13 protein-coding genes are annotated in these 14,567 nt (G+C 61.0%); 9 read left to right on the top strand and 4 right to left on the bottom strand.

The window, feature by feature from the left end; translation table 11 throughout:
* Positions 1–93 precede the first annotated feature (93 nt).
* Together AC1Q6D_RS18445 and AC1Q6D_RS18440 are read left to right on the top strand one after the other, a co-directional pair.
* A complete protein-coding gene (locus AC1Q6D_RS18445; RefSeq protein WP_103405038.1) occupies positions 94–909 on the top strand; it encodes a gamma-carboxygeranoyl-CoA hydratase in 816 nt (271 codons plus the stop codon).
* On the top strand, positions 909–2,864 hold the full coding sequence (locus tag AC1Q6D_RS18440) for an acetyl/propionyl/methylcrotonyl-CoA carboxylase subunit alpha (protein WP_103405037.1): 1,956 nt from the start codon (positions 909–911) through the stop codon (positions 2,862–2,864). The genes AC1Q6D_RS18445 and AC1Q6D_RS18440 overlap by 1 nt, the downstream gene beginning before the upstream one ends.
* Positions 2,865–2,903: 39 nt before the next feature.
* Here the strand turns inward: AC1Q6D_RS18440 and AC1Q6D_RS18435 are convergent, their stop codons facing one another.
* Positions 2,904–3,542, bottom strand: a complete 639-nt coding sequence (locus AC1Q6D_RS18435) for a LexA family protein (RefSeq protein ID WP_103405036.1) — start codon at positions 3,540–3,542, stop codon at positions 2,904–2,906.
* 129 nt (positions 3,543–3,671) lie between these two features.
* Between AC1Q6D_RS18435 and AC1Q6D_RS18430 the strand changes: the two genes are divergently transcribed.
* Together AC1Q6D_RS18430 and AC1Q6D_RS18425 are read left to right on the top strand one after the other, a co-directional pair.
* Complete coding sequence (locus AC1Q6D_RS18430; protein WP_047527586.1) at positions 3,672–4,016, top strand: DUF6124 family protein; 345 nt, start codon at positions 3,672–3,674, stop codon at positions 4,014–4,016.
* Between the two features lie 870 nt (positions 4,017–4,886).
* On the top strand, positions 4,887–6,032 hold the full coding sequence (locus AC1Q6D_RS18425) for a M14 family metallopeptidase (RefSeq protein ID WP_207291542.1): 1,146 nt from the start codon (positions 4,887–4,889) through the stop codon (positions 6,030–6,032).
* Positions 6,033–6,102: 70 nt separating this feature from the next.
* Here AC1Q6D_RS18425 and AC1Q6D_RS18420 read toward each other — a convergent pair whose 3' ends face one another.
* Positions 6,103–6,648, bottom strand: coding sequence for a cytochrome b (locus AC1Q6D_RS18420; RefSeq protein ID WP_103405977.1), 546 nt, complete (start codon positions 6,646–6,648; stop codon positions 6,103–6,105).
* Complete coding sequence (locus tag AC1Q6D_RS18415) at positions 6,645–7,730, bottom strand: catalase family peroxidase (RefSeq protein WP_103405978.1); 1,086 nt, start codon at positions 7,728–7,730, stop codon at positions 6,645–6,647. The genes AC1Q6D_RS18420 and AC1Q6D_RS18415 overlap by 4 nt, the downstream gene beginning before the upstream one ends.
* Positions 7,731–7,894: 164 nt before the next feature.
* Between AC1Q6D_RS18415 and AC1Q6D_RS18410 the strand changes: the two genes are divergently transcribed.
* The 4 genes from AC1Q6D_RS18410 (at position 7,895) to AC1Q6D_RS18395 (ending at position 12,089) form a co-directional block, all read left to right on the top strand.
* Positions 7,895–8,401 carry a sigma-70 family RNA polymerase sigma factor gene (locus AC1Q6D_RS18410; protein ID WP_103405979.1) on the top strand — a complete coding sequence of 169 codons (507 nt, stop codon included), beginning with the start codon at positions 7,895–7,897 and terminating at the stop codon, positions 8,399–8,401.
* On the top strand, positions 8,398–9,150 hold the full coding sequence (locus AC1Q6D_RS18405) for an anti-sigma factor family protein (protein WP_103405980.1): 753 nt from the start codon (positions 8,398–8,400) through the stop codon (positions 9,148–9,150). The genes AC1Q6D_RS18410 and AC1Q6D_RS18405 overlap by 4 nt, the downstream gene beginning before the upstream one ends.
* Before the next feature lie 331 nt (positions 9,151–9,481).
* On the top strand, positions 9,482–10,612 hold the full coding sequence (gene zapE / locus AC1Q6D_RS18400) for a cell division protein ZapE (protein ID WP_103405981.1): 1,131 nt from the start codon (positions 9,482–9,484) through the stop codon (positions 10,610–10,612).
* 166 nt (positions 10,613–10,778) lie between these two features.
* Positions 10,779–12,089 carry a leucine-rich repeat-containing protein kinase family protein gene (locus tag AC1Q6D_RS18395; RefSeq protein WP_103405982.1) on the top strand — a complete coding sequence of 437 codons (1,311 nt, stop codon included), beginning with the start codon at positions 10,779–10,781 and terminating at the stop codon, positions 12,087–12,089.
* A 130-nt stretch (positions 12,090–12,219) separates the two neighbouring features.
* Here the strand turns inward: AC1Q6D_RS18395 and AC1Q6D_RS18390 are convergent, their stop codons facing one another.
* Positions 12,220–12,924, bottom strand: a complete 705-nt coding sequence (locus tag AC1Q6D_RS18390) for a YebC/PmpR family DNA-binding transcriptional regulator (RefSeq protein ID WP_090323589.1) — start codon at positions 12,922–12,924, stop codon at positions 12,220–12,222.
* Between the two features lie 217 nt (positions 12,925–13,141).
* Here AC1Q6D_RS18390 and AC1Q6D_RS18385 point away from each other — a divergent pair, with 217 nt between their 5' ends.
* Positions 13,142–14,566 carry a type VI secretion system Vgr family protein gene (locus tag AC1Q6D_RS18385; RefSeq protein ID WP_103405983.1) on the top strand — a complete coding sequence of 475 codons (1,425 nt, stop codon included), beginning with the start codon at positions 13,142–13,144 and terminating at the stop codon, positions 14,564–14,566.
* The last annotated feature ends 1 nt before the right edge of the window (position 14,567 follow it).

Genomic DNA, 14,567 nt, shown 5'->3' with positions numbered 1-14,567 from the left:
CGTTAACGATAACGCGTGTGTTCTGGATAAACGCGCCGCCCTTTAGTCCATCGCGAGCGGGCTCGCTCCTGCAAGTGCCGTGGAGAATAAAAAATGAGCGAATTCAACACCCTCCAATTGCTGACCGACCCTCGGGGTTTCGCCACCCTGTGGCTCAGCCGCGAAGAGAAGAACAACGCGTTCAACGCCGAGATGATCCGCGAACTGATCCTCGCGCTGGACAAGGTATCGAATGACGCCAGCCTGCGTTTTCTGCTGGTGCGTGGCCGCGGCAAGCATTTCAGCGCCGGTGCCGACCTGGCCTGGATGCAACAATCGGCCGAACTCGATTACCACACCAACCTCGACGATGCCCGTGAACTGGCGGAGTTGATGTACAACCTCGCCAAGTTGAAAGTCCCGACCCTGGCGGTGGTGCAAGGCGCGGCCTTCGGTGGCGCGCTGGGCCTGATCAGTTGCTGCGACATGGCCATCGGTGCCGATGACGCGCAATTCTGCCTGTCAGAAGTCCGCATCGGCCTGGCACCGGCGGTGATCAGCCCGTTCGTGGTGCAAGCCATCGGCGAACGGGCCACCCGACGTTATGCGTTGACCGCTGAACGCTTCGGCGGGCAACGGGCGCGGGAACTCGGTTTGTTGTCGGAGTGCTATCCGCTGATCGATCTGGAGCAAAAGGTCGAACAGTGGATCGACAACCTGTTGCTCAACAGCCCCGCCGCCATGCGTGCCAGCAAGGATCTGCTGCGTGAAGTCGGCGATGGCTCGCTGAACCCGGCGTTGCGCCGCTACACCGAGAACGCCATTGCCCGCATCCGCGTCAGCCCTGAAGGCCAGGAAGGCCTGCGCGCCTTTCTGCAAAAACGTCCGCCGAGCTGGCAGTCCGAAACCACCACCAAGGAGCCCCGTTGATGAGCGCACCTGTTATCACCTCTGTGCTGGTGGCCAACCGTGGCGAAATCGCCTGCCGGGTCATGCGCACCGCCAAGGCCCTGGGCCTGACCACCGTGGCCGTGCACAGCGCCACTGACCGTGACGCCCGCCACAGCCGCGAAGCCGATATTCGCGTCGACCTCGGTGGCAGCAAAGCCGCCGACAGCTACCTGCAAATCGACAAACTGATCGCCGCCGCCAAGGCCAGCGGCGCCCAGGCCATCCACCCCGGTTATGGCTTTCTGTCGGAGAACGCAGGGTTCGCCCGCGCGATCGAAGCGGCCGGCCTGATTTTCCTCGGCCCGCCCGCGTCGGCCATCGACGCCATGGGTAGCAAGTCCGCCGCCAAAGCCTTGATGGAAACCGCAGGCGTGCCGCTGGTGCCCGGTTATCACGGCGAAGCTCAAGACTTCGAGACCTTCCGCGCGGCCTGTGAACGCATCGGTTACCCGGTGCTGCTCAAAGCCACGGCCGGTGGTGGCGGCAAGGGCATGAAAGTGGTCGAGGACGTCAGCCAACTGGCCGAAGCCCTGGCCTCGGCCCAGCGTGAAGCGCAATCGTCGTTCGGCGATTCGCGGATGCTGGTGGAGAAATACCTGCTCAAACCGCGCCACGTGGAAATCCAGGTGTTCGCCGATCAACACGGCAACTGCCTGTACCTCAACGAACGTGACTGCTCGATTCAGCGTCGGCACCAGAAAGTCGTGGAAGAAGCACCGGCGCCAGGCCTGAGCCCGGAACTGCGACGTGCCATGGGCGAAGCGGCCGTGCGCTCGGCCCAGGCCATCGGTTATGTCGGCGCCGGCACCGTGGAGTTTCTGCTTGATGCGCGCGGCGAGTTCTTCTTCATGGAGATGAACACACGCCTGCAAGTCGAGCACCCGGTCACCGAAGCCATCACCGGCCTCGACCTGGTGGCCTGGCAGATTCGTGTCGCACGGGGCGAGGCACTGCCCATGACCCAGGATCAGGTTCCGCTGATCGGCCACGCCATTGAAGTGCGGCTGTATGCCGAAGATCCGGGCAATGATTTCCTGCCGGCGACCGGACGCCTGGAGTTGTATCGTGAGTCGGCCGAGGGGCCGGGGCGTCGTGTCGACAGCGGCGTTGAGGAAGGCGATGAGGTTTCACCCTTCTACGACCCGATGCTCGGCAAGTTGATTGCCTGGGGCGAGGACCGTGAACAGGCGCGTTTGCGCTTGCTGAGCATGCTCGATGAATTCGCCATTGGCGGGCTCAAGACCAACATCAACTTCCTGCGTCGAATCATTGCCCATCCGGCGTTTGCCGCGGCGGAACTGGATACAGGGTTCATTCCGCGTTACCAGGAGCAACTATTGCCGGCGCCGGTGGCGCTCAGCGACGACTTCTGGCAAGCCGCCGCCCAGGCATTTGCCCAGAGCCAGCCTCGTTCACCGCGCGTCGATGACCCGAGTTCGCCTTGGGCCGACAGCAACGGTTTCCGCGCCGGATTGCCATCGGAAATCACCCTACACTTGAGTTGTGAAGGCCAGGACCGCGCGCTGACGCTGGGCAACATCAACGCCCAGAGCGCGCGGCTCAAGGGTGAGCAATTGCTGACCGAGCATGACGGCGTGCGTCGCCAGCATCGGGCCATCCGCCAGGGTGAGCGGGTCTATCTGCAATGGGATGGCGAGTTGCGCCGCATCGAAGCCTATGACCCGATCGGCGCCGTCGAAGCCAGTCACAGCCATCAGGGCGGGCTGACAGCGCCCATGAACGGCAGCATCGTGCGCGTACTGGTAGAGGCCGGGCAAACGGTCGAAGCCGGTGCGCAACTGGTGGTGCTCGAAGCGATGAAGATGGAGCACAGCATCCGTGCGCCACACGCCGGGGTGATCAAGGCGCTGTATTGCCAGGAAGGCGAGATGGTCAGCGAAGGCAGTGCGCTGGTCGAACTGGAAGAAGCGTGAAATGAAGATCGGTCCTGCGCCTGGCGAGGACCGATCCGGTCAGAACTTGGCTGTCGCCTGAACCACCACGCCGATGATTCGGCAGTCGTCGGTGTAGAGGGCTTTGGGATACGTCGGATTGAGCGGGACCAGGTAACGCTGCCCGCCCTCTTCGATCAGCTTGCGAAAGATCGCCTCGGTGCTGTCGTGCCATTGCGCGATCACCAGTTTGCCGGGCTCCGCAGCCACGTCCGGGTCCACCAGAATCAACATGCCTTCGCCAATGCTCAGGCCACTGGGGGCGGTCATCGCGTCGCCGGTCACCGTCAGCCAGAATGCCGAGCCCTGGGCGTGGTAGTCCGACAATTCGAAACGGTACTGCGCCCCTTCTCCGTCGCGCACTTCAGCGGTTGCCTTCCAGTCACTGACCGGGTAACGAAAGTACGGATTGTACTTTTGCGTCAGGGAGACTTCGTCGTCCTTCTCGTCCGTGGTTTCGCGGATCACCAGCGCCACTTCCAGAAAGTCCATGCCGAGCGCCTTCAACACTCGATTCATGTTCTCGACACCCGGCTCGCGACGTTTATTCAGCCAATGGCCAATGCCACCCTGGGACATCCCGAGGCGCTCGGCGAGTATTTCCTGAGTGATTTTGAGTTCACTCATCTTGGCCTTGACCAATTCGATCCATTTATCCATGGGCGGCACGATACTGGGGCAACTCCGGCCATCAAAACACAAATTGTAGTATTAAACCCATGATCACAAATACAAATCGTACTAGGATGAGCTCACGGATCTGAACCTATCACGGAGCTTGCCATCACCATGACCCAACAACCGGCCAACGAACTGCCCGACCTGCAAATCGACACCTCCCTCACCTCGCCCCAAGGCTCCGCTGCCGCCCAACGGGCGCTGGACTACTACTTGAAGCCGGCGGTTTCAGAGAATGAGGTCGAGGAGCGCTTCTTTGATGTGAACCGCAACATCAGCAGAGAAGAGGCATTGGTCCATGCTTCCGATCTGCTGCGTTGTGCCGCAGCCATCGCCTACGAGTCAGCCAATCACCTCCAGGGCGCCAGTCGGGACCTGGCGTTTTCGGCAGTGCATATGATCGATATGGCCAAAGCCATGGTCGCCCGCTCCCTGGAGGGGCACCAGAAAGCCTAAGAGGAAGGCGCTGACAGAGGACCGGAAAGAACTTTCCGATCCCAAGATAAAAAAAGCTTGACCCGCAAACGAGAATGATTATTATTGCACCATCTGGTCGCGAGATCAGTCGATGGATCAAGGGACCTCAGGTCGGACTTTTGGTCTATCTCCTCATCAGGCTAATCACGGTTTTTGACCCGGCTTATTGCCGGGTCTTTTTTTGCCCGTTTTCTGGCCTGTGGCTTCAGGCTGATCAACTCTTTAAGTACCGCATACACGCAATGGCGCGCACGATATCAAAAGAATGTCCGCTGGCATGGGCAGCCCGACATCATTGGGGCGAACCACCGAAAAATAGCACTTGAGAATCAATTCCACAGTCTCTAAGCTGCGACAGCGTCAAGGAAGACGCCCCCCCCCCGCTTTACATCATCCGCCTGCCCCCCCTCGTTCCTTGTCTCTGCGATGACCTGTCTTGCCGTCACCATCAGGTTGAAGCGGGTATGCAGGCGAGGATGCACCACCCTCGCCCTCCTGACCTCAATACACCACGATATGCGAATCCGCCCGTAACCGGTCAGGTCGCTAACCTCATGCCCACGGCGCCAAAGCGGATTGAGATCGGGGCTGGCTATATAGAGGGGCAGGCTGTATGGAGCGCACCAAACTAGGAACGCGTAGAAATTCCCCCATTCTGCAACTCGATAGCCTCAAAACAGTGCTGGTGGTAACACGGATGATCGCTACGCTGAGAAGGAGCGCTTCGTGGCGGACACGGGCCGCGGATCAGTGCATCCGCAGGAAGGGTGAAACGTTTTTTCTGCCGCTCCTAACCCCCTTCTCTTGCGTGTACAGTAGCCGCCATAAAATCTAAACAGGAACCCAACCGTGGCTAAATCCTCTCTCGACATCAGTGCCAACTTTGACAGCGGCAACATTGAAGTGCTGGACATCAGCAACCCGCTGCAGGCGCTGCTGGCCATCAAGCCCGACACCCGCAGCCAGCATTTTCAATGGTTCCACTTCAAAGCCAGTGGCCTGCATGTCGGACAGGAGCACTGGTTTCGCCTGAACAATGCCAGCAAGTCCTCTTACAACAAGGCTTGGGACGGTTATCAGGCGGTGGCGTCCTACGATCATGTGAACTGGTTTCGCATACCGACCATCTTCGAAGGCGACTGCCTGCGTTTCAGTCTTGAAGCGACCCAGACCCACGCCTGGTTCGCCTACTTCGAACCCTACAGCCGTGGCCGTCACGACTGGTTGATCGAGCAGGCGCTGACCAAGGCCGGCACAGAACTGCTGGCCACCGGCAAGAGCATCGAAGGTCGGGACATTCAGCTGTTGCGCAAAGGCTCGGGCGCCGAAGGCCAGCGCAAGGTGTGGATGATCGCTCAGCAACATCCGGGCGAACACATGGCCGAGTGGTTCATGGAAGGCGTGATCGAACGCCTGGAAAAACACGACGACCCCGAACTGAACAAACTGCTGGCCAGCGCCGACCTTTACCTGGTGCCGAACATGAATCCGGACGGCGCCTTCCATGGTCATCTGCGCACCAACGCGATGGGCCAGGACCTGAACCGCGCCTGGCAGAGCGCCAGCCCGGAAATCAGCCCCGAAGTCTTTTTCGTACAGCAACAGATGGAAAAGTACGGCGTCGACCTGTTCCTCGACATCCACGGCGATGAGGAAATCCCCTACGTGTTCACCGCGGGCTGCGAAGGCAATCCAGGCTACACACCGCGAATCGAAAAACTGGAAGAGCACTTTCGCAATCACCTGAAGCACCTGACCAAGGACTTCCAGACCAAACATGGCTACACCCGCGACGAACCGGGCAAGGCCAACATGACGCTGGCGTGCAACAGCGTGGGTGAGAAATTCGATTGCCTGTCGCTGACCCTGGAAATGCCGTTCAAGGATAACGATGATCATCCGAACCCGCTGACAGGTTGGTCGGGCAAGCGGTCGAAGCAGTTGGGGAAGGATGTGTTGACCACGGTGGCCGAGATGGTTGATACGCTGCGCTGATTGCTTTTTCAGATCAAAAGATCGCAGCCTGCGGCAACGCCCCAGGCTGCGATCTTTTTTCAGGTTATGACTAACCGCGATCCTTGCCCCGCAACATACTGTCCAGCACGTCATCCCGACGCACCCAGGCGTGAAACAACGCCGCCGCCAAATGCAGCAACACCGTCAAGAACAACAGATAAGCCAGATACCCGTGGGCCTTGCGCAGGAAGGCAAACACCTGGGCATTGGCCGGCAGGATCGATGGCAATTGCAACGATTTGCTGAGCATCACCGGTTCGCCCGAGGCCGAAATCATCGCCCAGCCCAGCAGCGGCAATATCAGCATCAAGGCATACAGCAGCACGTGGGAGGCCTTGGCCGCCAGCGCTTGCCAGCCCGGCAAGTCCGCGGGTAACGGCGGCTGTTGCGTGGAGAACCGCACGAGCAGACGCACGATCACCAACAGCAGAATGGCGACACCCAAGGGTTTGTGCAGGTGAATCAGCCATTCATGACGCTCGGACACCGAGGCCACCATGCCTGCACCGATGAACAGCATGGCGATGATCATCAGCGCCATCAGCCAGTGCAGCAATCGCGCCAGGGGAGCGAAATGGTTCGGTTGGGCGCTCATTGCTTGGCCTCCTGTTTGGCGGCGGGTAACTGGCTGACTTCGCTGGTGCGACGCAGGTAGGAAGTGGCGTAACCGGCCGAACGAGCGGCGAGCAAGGGGTCGTCGGAACCTTCGATCCCGGCGGGCAATACCAACGGGTCGTAGTTGATGTCACGGCACTCGCCACTGAGCTGCGGCTGGGTGCTTTCCAGGACCAGGGTGCCGGCGTTCAACACCTTGCGCCCGTCGGGCCAGGCCTTGCTCGCGTCGTTGACCGGGTCGCCGGGGTTGGCCAGGGTGATGTTTAACTGCCAACGCAACGGTCCAGCGGCGATGCGTTGAACCAGGTCTTTTTCCAGATAATCGCTGCCCTCCGGGGCTGTCGCGCCCGGTGCATCTTGAGCCACCGGCACCATGCTCCAGCGCACCGCCTGTCGTTGCCCGGCGGCGTTCACCAGGTAAAACGCGTTGACGCTGTTGTAGGTTTCCGTCACGTAGCTGGCCGATGGCTTGGCGGTCTTGATCCAGGCCAGGAAAGGTGCAGCTTCAGGGTGCGAGCCGAAGAACGCCGGCACCGCCGCCGGGTTCGGCTTGCCGGTGGCCGGGTCAGGCGACTGGGCTTGTTGCAATTGATAGAAGGCCTCGGGCGTGCCCACCGGGAACACCGGCATGCTGTTCATCCCGGTGCGCCACTGCTGGCCGTTGGCCTGGGTGAAGCGCAACGCCAGGCTGCGGATGGGCACGGCACTGTCCGGCGCATAAGGATTGCCCGCCGGCAAGGCGAAACGCCCGACCACCGGGGTCCGCGCTTCATTGAACACCTGCGCCGAGGAGTAACTGCGCGCTTCGCCGCTGCTCTCGAAATGGCCGATCACGCACACGCCTTTGGAGTGATTGCGTCGGAACCCTGGGTGCACGCCGTTGTTGGTTTCCAGCACATTGATCAGCTTTTTCGGCGTCAGGCGCTGTGGGTCGAGGGTGCCGTTGACGTAGGCAAACGCCCCGGCCACGGCGGCGACGACCACGGCAATGCCCGCCAGGCGCATCATCAGGCTCGCGGTACTCAGGGGTGGCCGGGTGGGCGGTGTTGATCGATCTACCATGAAGGACTCCAGGGCCATCGGCCACAAGTGAGAAGAACCAGACAGACGATCCCCCCGAGGGTTTATTCCATCGTTCGGTTTTTATTTTTTCCGGCGTGGAATAACCTCGATTGCCATGCGTCTTGCTGGACACTCACCACAGCGTAGTGACTGGTCAGAACTTGATGAATGATATCGACGAACAATTGCGGGAAATTATTCCCAGGCTGCGCCGTTTCGCTGTATCGCTGACGCGAAATCCCGGCAATGCAGACGATCTGGTGCAGTCGTGCCTGGAACGGGCACTGTCGGCCTGGGGCGACAAGCGGCCCGACGGAGACCTGCGTGCCTGGCTGTTTTCGATTCTCTATCGGCAGTTCCTCGACGCTCACCGGCGCTCCCGACGCTATGCGCGAATGCTCGAGTTCTTCACCGGTCGCGACGACGCGCAGCCCTCGACAGAGCGAACGGTGATCGCCCAATCGACACTGAACGCCTTCGATCAACTGCCCACCGAACAGCGCGCGCTGCTGCTTTGGGTGTCGGTGGAAGGCCTGAGCTACAAAGAGGTCGCCGAGATTCTCGATGTCCCCACTGGCACGGTGATGTCCCGCCTGTCCCGGGCCCGCCAGGCCTTGCGCCAACTCAGCGATGGCGAAATCAACCGCCCTTCCCTGCGGAGACTCAAATGATCAGCATGCCCCCCAGCGAGCGCGATCTGCACGCTTATGTCGACCACCAACTCAGCGATGACGACCGACGCCTGGTGGAGACTTATCTCTCTGGCAACGCGCCCATTGCCGAGCAGGTGCGCGCCTGGCAAAAAGACGCCCAGCAACTGCGCGCAGCCCTGAGCGGCGCCCTGCAGCAACCGGCCAACCCGGACCTCGATCCTGTGAGGATTCGTCAACGCCTTAAACGCCAGTCCCGTCGTCATCTGGCCAGCGCCGCTGTATTGCTGATCGCCGTCGGCATCGGCGGGGTCAGCGGCTGGCAGGCGCGGGAGATGACCCTCGCCAGCGCCCCGCTGCCCATGACCGATGCCCTGCAGGCCTACCGGCTGATTGCCCAGCAAGGCATCTTGCCAGCCGACTACAAGGTCAGTGCCGACGGCGACATGCAAGGCTGGCTCGACCGTTACTTCACCCAGGCCAATCGCCTGCCCGATCTCTCGGGCGCCGGGTTCAAACCGGTCAGCGGGCGTTTGCTCAGCACCGAGCAAGGGCCGGCGGCGATGGTGGTCTATGAGGATCAGGGCGGGCACAAAGTCAGCTTCTACGTGCGCCCGCCGGGGCCGAAAAACTTCCTGCTGCCACGGGGCAGTCGCCGTGATGACGGCTTGCAGGCCGAGTACTGGTCAGGGGGCGGCTACAACTATGCGATGGTCAGCCCGGCGGATACGCCGGCGGCGCAGATGCTCAAACAGACAACTCAGTTCTGAGCGCCACATCAATTCCGTAGACGCTGGCCTGGCAGCGTCTGCCGGGTTTCGCCTACGCTTTCTTTTTCAGCGTTGCCCACGTAGATCTTAGCGTTGCAGTGGACCACCTGACGGCCCCGAAAAAATGTATCCACGCCCAATTGAATTGATTTTGTAGGGCCTGTATCGATTTTCTACAGAATTCCAACTCGAAATAAGTTGTACACACCGCAGTAATCCGTCCAAAAAAACCAGCATTCCAGCGACATGACTGGAAGCAAATTCTCCCCTCTGGGTACACTATGGCGCCGCCGCGCGGGAGCCGGCCTGAAGATTATGGGGTGACATCACAGTGACCGTTCGACCGCCCAACCGTTTGCGTCTCGCACCGCGCTGGCCATCGCTGCGCCGCCTGTTCGGCAAGGCCTCGGCTGCGCACGCCCATGGAACCGCAACAGGCCGGGTCATCCACGATTACTTTCACCGCAAGGCTCATGCGCAGGGCTACACCCTCAGTCACAGTCAACAGCGCGTGATCGACTGCATGGCGCAACACGCCACCGCACTGCTGGGCAGCGCAGCGCCCCCCCTGCCCGGCCTCTATCTGCATGGCGCCGTGGGTCGCGGCAAGAGTTGGCTGCTCGACGGCTTCTTCCAGGCTATTCCCCTGGAACAAAAACAGCGCCTGCACTTCCACGAGTTTTTTGCCCGGTTGCATCAGGGGATGTTCAGCCATCGCGATCAACCGGACGCGCTGGCGACCACCCTGGATGATTTGCTGTGCGATTGCCGAGTGCTGTGTTTCGACGAATTCCATGTCCATGACATCGGCGACGCGATGCTGATCAAGCGTCTGTTCAAAGCGCTGTTCCGTCGAGGCATTCTGCTGCTGGTCACCTCCAATTACCCACCGGAGGGTCTGTTGCCCAATCCGCTGTACCACGCGCGCTTCAAACCGGTGATCGACCTGATCAATGCGCGCATGCAGGTGATGGAGGTCGGCGGGCCACACGACTACCGCAGCCAGGCCAGAACTCACACGCATCAACTGTTTACCCAGGGTCAATACATCTGGCCCGGCACAGCGTCGCAGCGTCAGGCATCCAACCTGCCACCCGCCAACGCGCCGGCCATTGCGCTGCCGGTCGGCCCTCGCCACCTGCCCGCTCGTTACTGCGAAGACCGTACCATCGGTTTTACCTTCACCGATCTGTGTGAGCAGCCCACGGCGGTCATGGATTACCTGGAGCTGTGCCGACGCTACGATCACTGGATCATCGACGAATTGCCCAACCTGGCCGACTGTTCAATCGCCGCTCAGCAACGCTTCATCAATCTGGTGGACGTTTTGTACGATCAAGACAAGCATCTGGTGCTGATGGGGCAGCATTCATTGCGCGAAAGCCTGGACGGCGATGCCATCGACCTGGCACGCACCCGCAGCCGCCTGGGGCAGTTGGTGGAGGTCCGGGAGCCGGCCTGATCGCTCGTATTCGATTGGGCGGCTGGCGCGTTCGCTCCCGCATTTCGCCCGCGCTTGATTAAACAACTCGATCGACTGCGGGCTCGCTCGCGAAAGCGGTCTGACCGACAACACTCATTCCCGTTATCATGCCGCCCATTCATTTGATCGATGGCGAGCCCCGTTCATGCACACCCTTGCACAATTGCGCGCCGGCACACTGGCAGGCATCACCCGTCTGGACCTCAGCTGCGGCCTGACAGAATTCCCCCGGGAAATCTTCGACCTGGCGGACTCCCTGGAAGTGCTCAACCTCAGTGGCAATGCCTTGAGCAGCCTCCCGGACGACCTGCATCGCCTGACCCGTTTGCGCGTGTTGTTCTGCTCGGACAATCTGTTCACCGAACTGCCGGCCTGCGTGGGCCAGTGCGCGACGCTGACCATGATCGGCTTCAAGGCCAACCGCATCGAGCACGTGCCGGGCGCTGCGTTGCCACCGCTCCTGCGTTGGCTGATCCTGACCGACAACTGCATCGGCGAACTGCCGACGGAGCTGGGCGAACGCCCCAACCTGCAAAAACTGATGCTGGCGGGTAACCGACTGCAACGCTTGCCGGAAAGTTTGCGCCATTGCCATCGGCTGGAGCTGATCCGCATCGCCGCCAACCAGATCAGCCAATTACCCGAATGGCTGCTCGCGCTGCCGAGCCTGACCTGGCTGGCGTACGCCGGTAACCCACTGGAAACCGAAGCCGACGCGGCCGCCCTGGCAGCCACTGCGAGCATCCCCTGGTCGCAGTTGCGTCTGGAGCAGCTCCTGGGCGAAGGCGCTTCGGGGTTGATTCATCGGGCGGCATGGGCACGACCGGGCCACGCGGACACGCCAGTCGCGGTCAAACTCTACAAGGGCGAAATGACCAGTGATGGCTCGCCGTTGCATGAAATGAACGCCTGCATTACCGCTGGCCTTCACCCCAACCTGATCCGGGTCGAAGGCCGGGTGGTCGATCACCCGCAAGACACCGCCGGGCTGGTGATGCAACTGATCGAGCCGAGCTACCGCAACCTTGCCGCGCTGCCGAGCCTGGCGACCTGCAGCCGCGATGTCTACGCCGAAGATACCCGGTTCACGGCCGATGTCGCCTTGCGCATCGCCCGTGGTATCGCCTCGGTCGCCGAGCACTTGCACCGCCAGGGCATCACCCATGGCGACCTCTACGGCCACAATATTCTGTGGAACGCGCAGGGTGATTGCCTGTTGGGGGACTTTGGCGCGGCGTCTTTCCATGCCACGCAAGACACCCTGGAAAGCCGTGCACTGCAACGCATCGAAGTGCGAGCGTTCGGGGTTCTGCTGGGGGAATTGCTGGAGCGGATCGACTCGGGGTTGAGCGCCGAGGAGCGTCTGCGGCTGGAGGATCTGCAGCAGCGCTGCTGTCAGCCTGATGTACTGGCGCGACCGGGGTTCGACGAGGTTATTCAACTGCTGAAAGATTGATGACTGCTGCGCGGTCCATCGCGGGCCAGCCCGCTCCCACAGGGTTCAGCGTCGTACGCATTTTTTGCGAACGACACAAATACTGTGGGAGCGGGCTGGCCCGCAATGGCGGTGTTACTGGAAATACAACTTAACCCGCCAACCCGACAAACATGTCTTGCACGTCATCATGGTTATCGAGGCCTTCGAGGAAGGCTTCGACTTCAGCCATCTGCTCGTCGCTCAGGCCGCTGACCGGGTTCTTCGGCTGGTAGCCCAGCTTGGCCGACAGTACGGTGAAGCCTTGCCCCGGCAGGGCTTTCTGTACTGCGTCCAGATCCGCAGGCTCGGTCAGGAACAGGGTCGCGCCGTCTTCGCCCGGCTCGAAATCCTGAGCGCCCGCTTCGATGGCGGCCATTTCCGGATCGGCGTCCGGGGTGTCCGGCGAGGCTTCGATCATGCCCACGTGGTTGAAGTCCCAGGCCACCGAACCGGAAGCGCCCAACTGGCCCTTGCGGAATGCCACGCGGATTTCAGCGACGGTACGGTTGATGTTGTCAGTCACGCATTCAACGATCAGCGGCACCTGATGCGGCGCGAAGCCTTCATACGTCACGCGATGGTATTGCACGGTTTCGCCCAACAGGCCCGCACCCTTCTTGATGGCGCGATCCAGTGTTTCCTTGGGCATCGAAGCTTTCTTGGCCTGTTCAACCACCAGGCGCAGGTGTGCGTTGGTGGCGACATCAGCGCCGTTGCGCGCAGCGATGGTGATTTCTTTCACCAGTTTGCCGAAGATCTTTCCCTTGGCGTTGGCTGCCGCTTCTTTGTGTTTAACCTTCCACTGTGCGCCCATTACTCACTCTCTTGTCTGTGGCGCCGAGACATCTATTGGCCGACGCATTGCGCCAGTTTACCCGGCCTAAAGTTGGCAATCGACCAAAAATTCCGACCTCGAATCGACATATTCACCGGCAGTTGTAGGGCGATTCTGAAACTCCTGTTTGCGATGACCATTAAGGGCTGTGGTTTCGTACCCTCTGCAGCCGTACTCCATGGCAGAAGCGCGTCCGATGCATAACGACAAGGAAAGTCCCTTCACCCTGACACTGCTTGACGACGATTTGAGCCTGCAGGTGGTGCAGTTCAGTGGCCAAGAAGCCCTCAACCAACCCTATCGATTCGAGATTGAAGTGATTGGCCTGGCGCCGGCCATGCCGCTGCAACAACTACTGCACCAAGCGGCGTTCCTGAGCCTTGGACAGGGCCAGGGCATTCACGGCGTACTGTACAACGTCAGTCGCGAACATCGCGGCCCGCACCGGGTCGGCTACAAACTGGTGCTGGGCCCCGCCCTGCAATCGCTGGACCGACATCGTTGCCGACGCATTTTTGAGCCGTCCAGCGTGCCCATGATCCTGCAGCAGTTGCTGGCCGAACATGAGCTACCCGATGACAGCTATCGCTTCGAACTGACCCATGGCCACTATCCTCAGCGACCGTTTTGCATTCAGTACGAAGAAACCGACCTGGCCCTGCTGCAACGGCTGTGCGAGGAGGAAGGCATTCACTATCACTTCGAACACCACCGCCACGGGCACGTTCTGGTGTTCGCCGACGACAGCCTGAGTTTCCCTCAGGAACCGTTGTTGATGCCGTTCCGGAGCGATGCACCCGATGACAGCAACCCATGGCGAATCAGCGAGCTGTTCCAGCGTCACGATTCACGGCCCTCTTCGCCAAGGCTGGATGCCCGAGACCGCGGCGCCATGGACACCGACGACGGCGCGGCCAATCATGTGTTTAGCCAAGCCATGGCGCCCACGGCCCGCCCCGCTCCCGAACAGCGCTACCGCGATCAACTTGCTCGCCGGCATCTGGAGCGCTTGCGATGCCGGCAAATGCAGATTCACGGCCAAAGTAATCACGGCGAACTGCGCAGCGGCTGCATCGTGCAGGTGACTGAGCACCCACTAACCGGTTTCAACGATCAATGGTTGGTGACCCAGGCGCGTCATCAGGGAGAGCAGGGGTCGATTCTGCAGCAGGGCACCTCGGGCGCGCCCAGGCGTTACCGCAATCAGTTCAGCGCGATTCCCTGGTCAACGGTGTTTCGTCCGGCGCTCGAACAGCCGAGGCCGCGTATCCCCGGTTATCAGCCAGCGCGGGTGCTGGGCCAGACCGGGCAGCAGTCGGCGCTGGATGAGCAAGGTCGCATACAGGTGAGTTTGTGGCCTGCTACGGACAATGAAACCGAAGATGGCATCGGCCTCTGGCTGCCCGTTGCGGTGACGGGTGCCCGCATCGATCCTGGCGGTTTGCCCATGGCCGGCACAGACGGATGGGTCAGTTTCCTCGACAGCGATCCCGACCGCCCGGTGTTCTGCGCCAGCACCGGACACCGCTCCACGCCTCGATCCGCCCGACGCCATGAGCCACGGAGCGATAGCCGACTGCTGCTCGACTGGTTGATCGACCCCACCGACGCCGGGTCCTGAG

Source organism: Pseudomonas sp. MT92 (genome assembly GCF_058792515.1).
This window is presented reverse-complemented; position numbering and strand designations above follow the sequence as displayed.

Bases quoted from the DNA above. Each gene is read 5' to 3' on its own strand.
- AC1Q6D_RS18440 (WP_103405037.1), top strand. From the start codon at position 909: ATGAGCGCACCTGTTATCACCTCTGTGCTGGTGGCCAACCGTGGCGAA.
- AC1Q6D_RS18405 (WP_103405980.1), top strand. From the start codon at position 8,398: ATGATCAGCATGCCCCCCAGCGAGCGCGATCTGCACGCTTATGTCGAC.
- AC1Q6D_RS18385 (WP_103405983.1), top strand. From the start codon at position 13,142: ATGCATAACGACAAGGAAAGTCCCTTCACCCTGACACTGCTTGACGAC.
- AC1Q6D_RS18395 (WP_103405982.1), top strand. From the start codon at position 10,779: ATGCACACCCTTGCACAATTGCGCGCCGGCACACTGGCAGGCATCACC.
- AC1Q6D_RS18435 (WP_103405036.1), bottom strand. From the start codon at position 3,542: ATGGATAAATGGATCGAATTGGTCAAGGCCAAGATGAGTGAACTCAAA.
- AC1Q6D_RS18430 (WP_047527586.1), top strand. From the start codon at position 3,672: ATGACCCAACAACCGGCCAACGAACTGCCCGACCTGCAAATCGACACC.
- AC1Q6D_RS18445 (WP_103405038.1), top strand. From the start codon at position 94: ATGAGCGAATTCAACACCCTCCAATTGCTGACCGACCCTCGGGGTTTC.
- AC1Q6D_RS18390 (WP_090323589.1), bottom strand. From the start codon at position 12,924: ATGGGCGCACAGTGGAAGGTTAAACACAAAGAAGCGGCAGCCAACGCC.
- AC1Q6D_RS18415 (WP_103405978.1), bottom strand. From the start codon at position 7,730: ATGGTAGATCGATCAACACCGCCCACCCGGCCACCCCTGAGTACCGCG.
- AC1Q6D_RS18420 (WP_103405977.1), bottom strand. From the start codon at position 6,648: ATGAGCGCCCAACCGAACCATTTCGCTCCCCTGGCGCGATTGCTGCAC.
- AC1Q6D_RS18410 (WP_103405979.1), top strand. From the start codon at position 7,895: ATGAATGATATCGACGAACAATTGCGGGAAATTATTCCCAGGCTGCGC.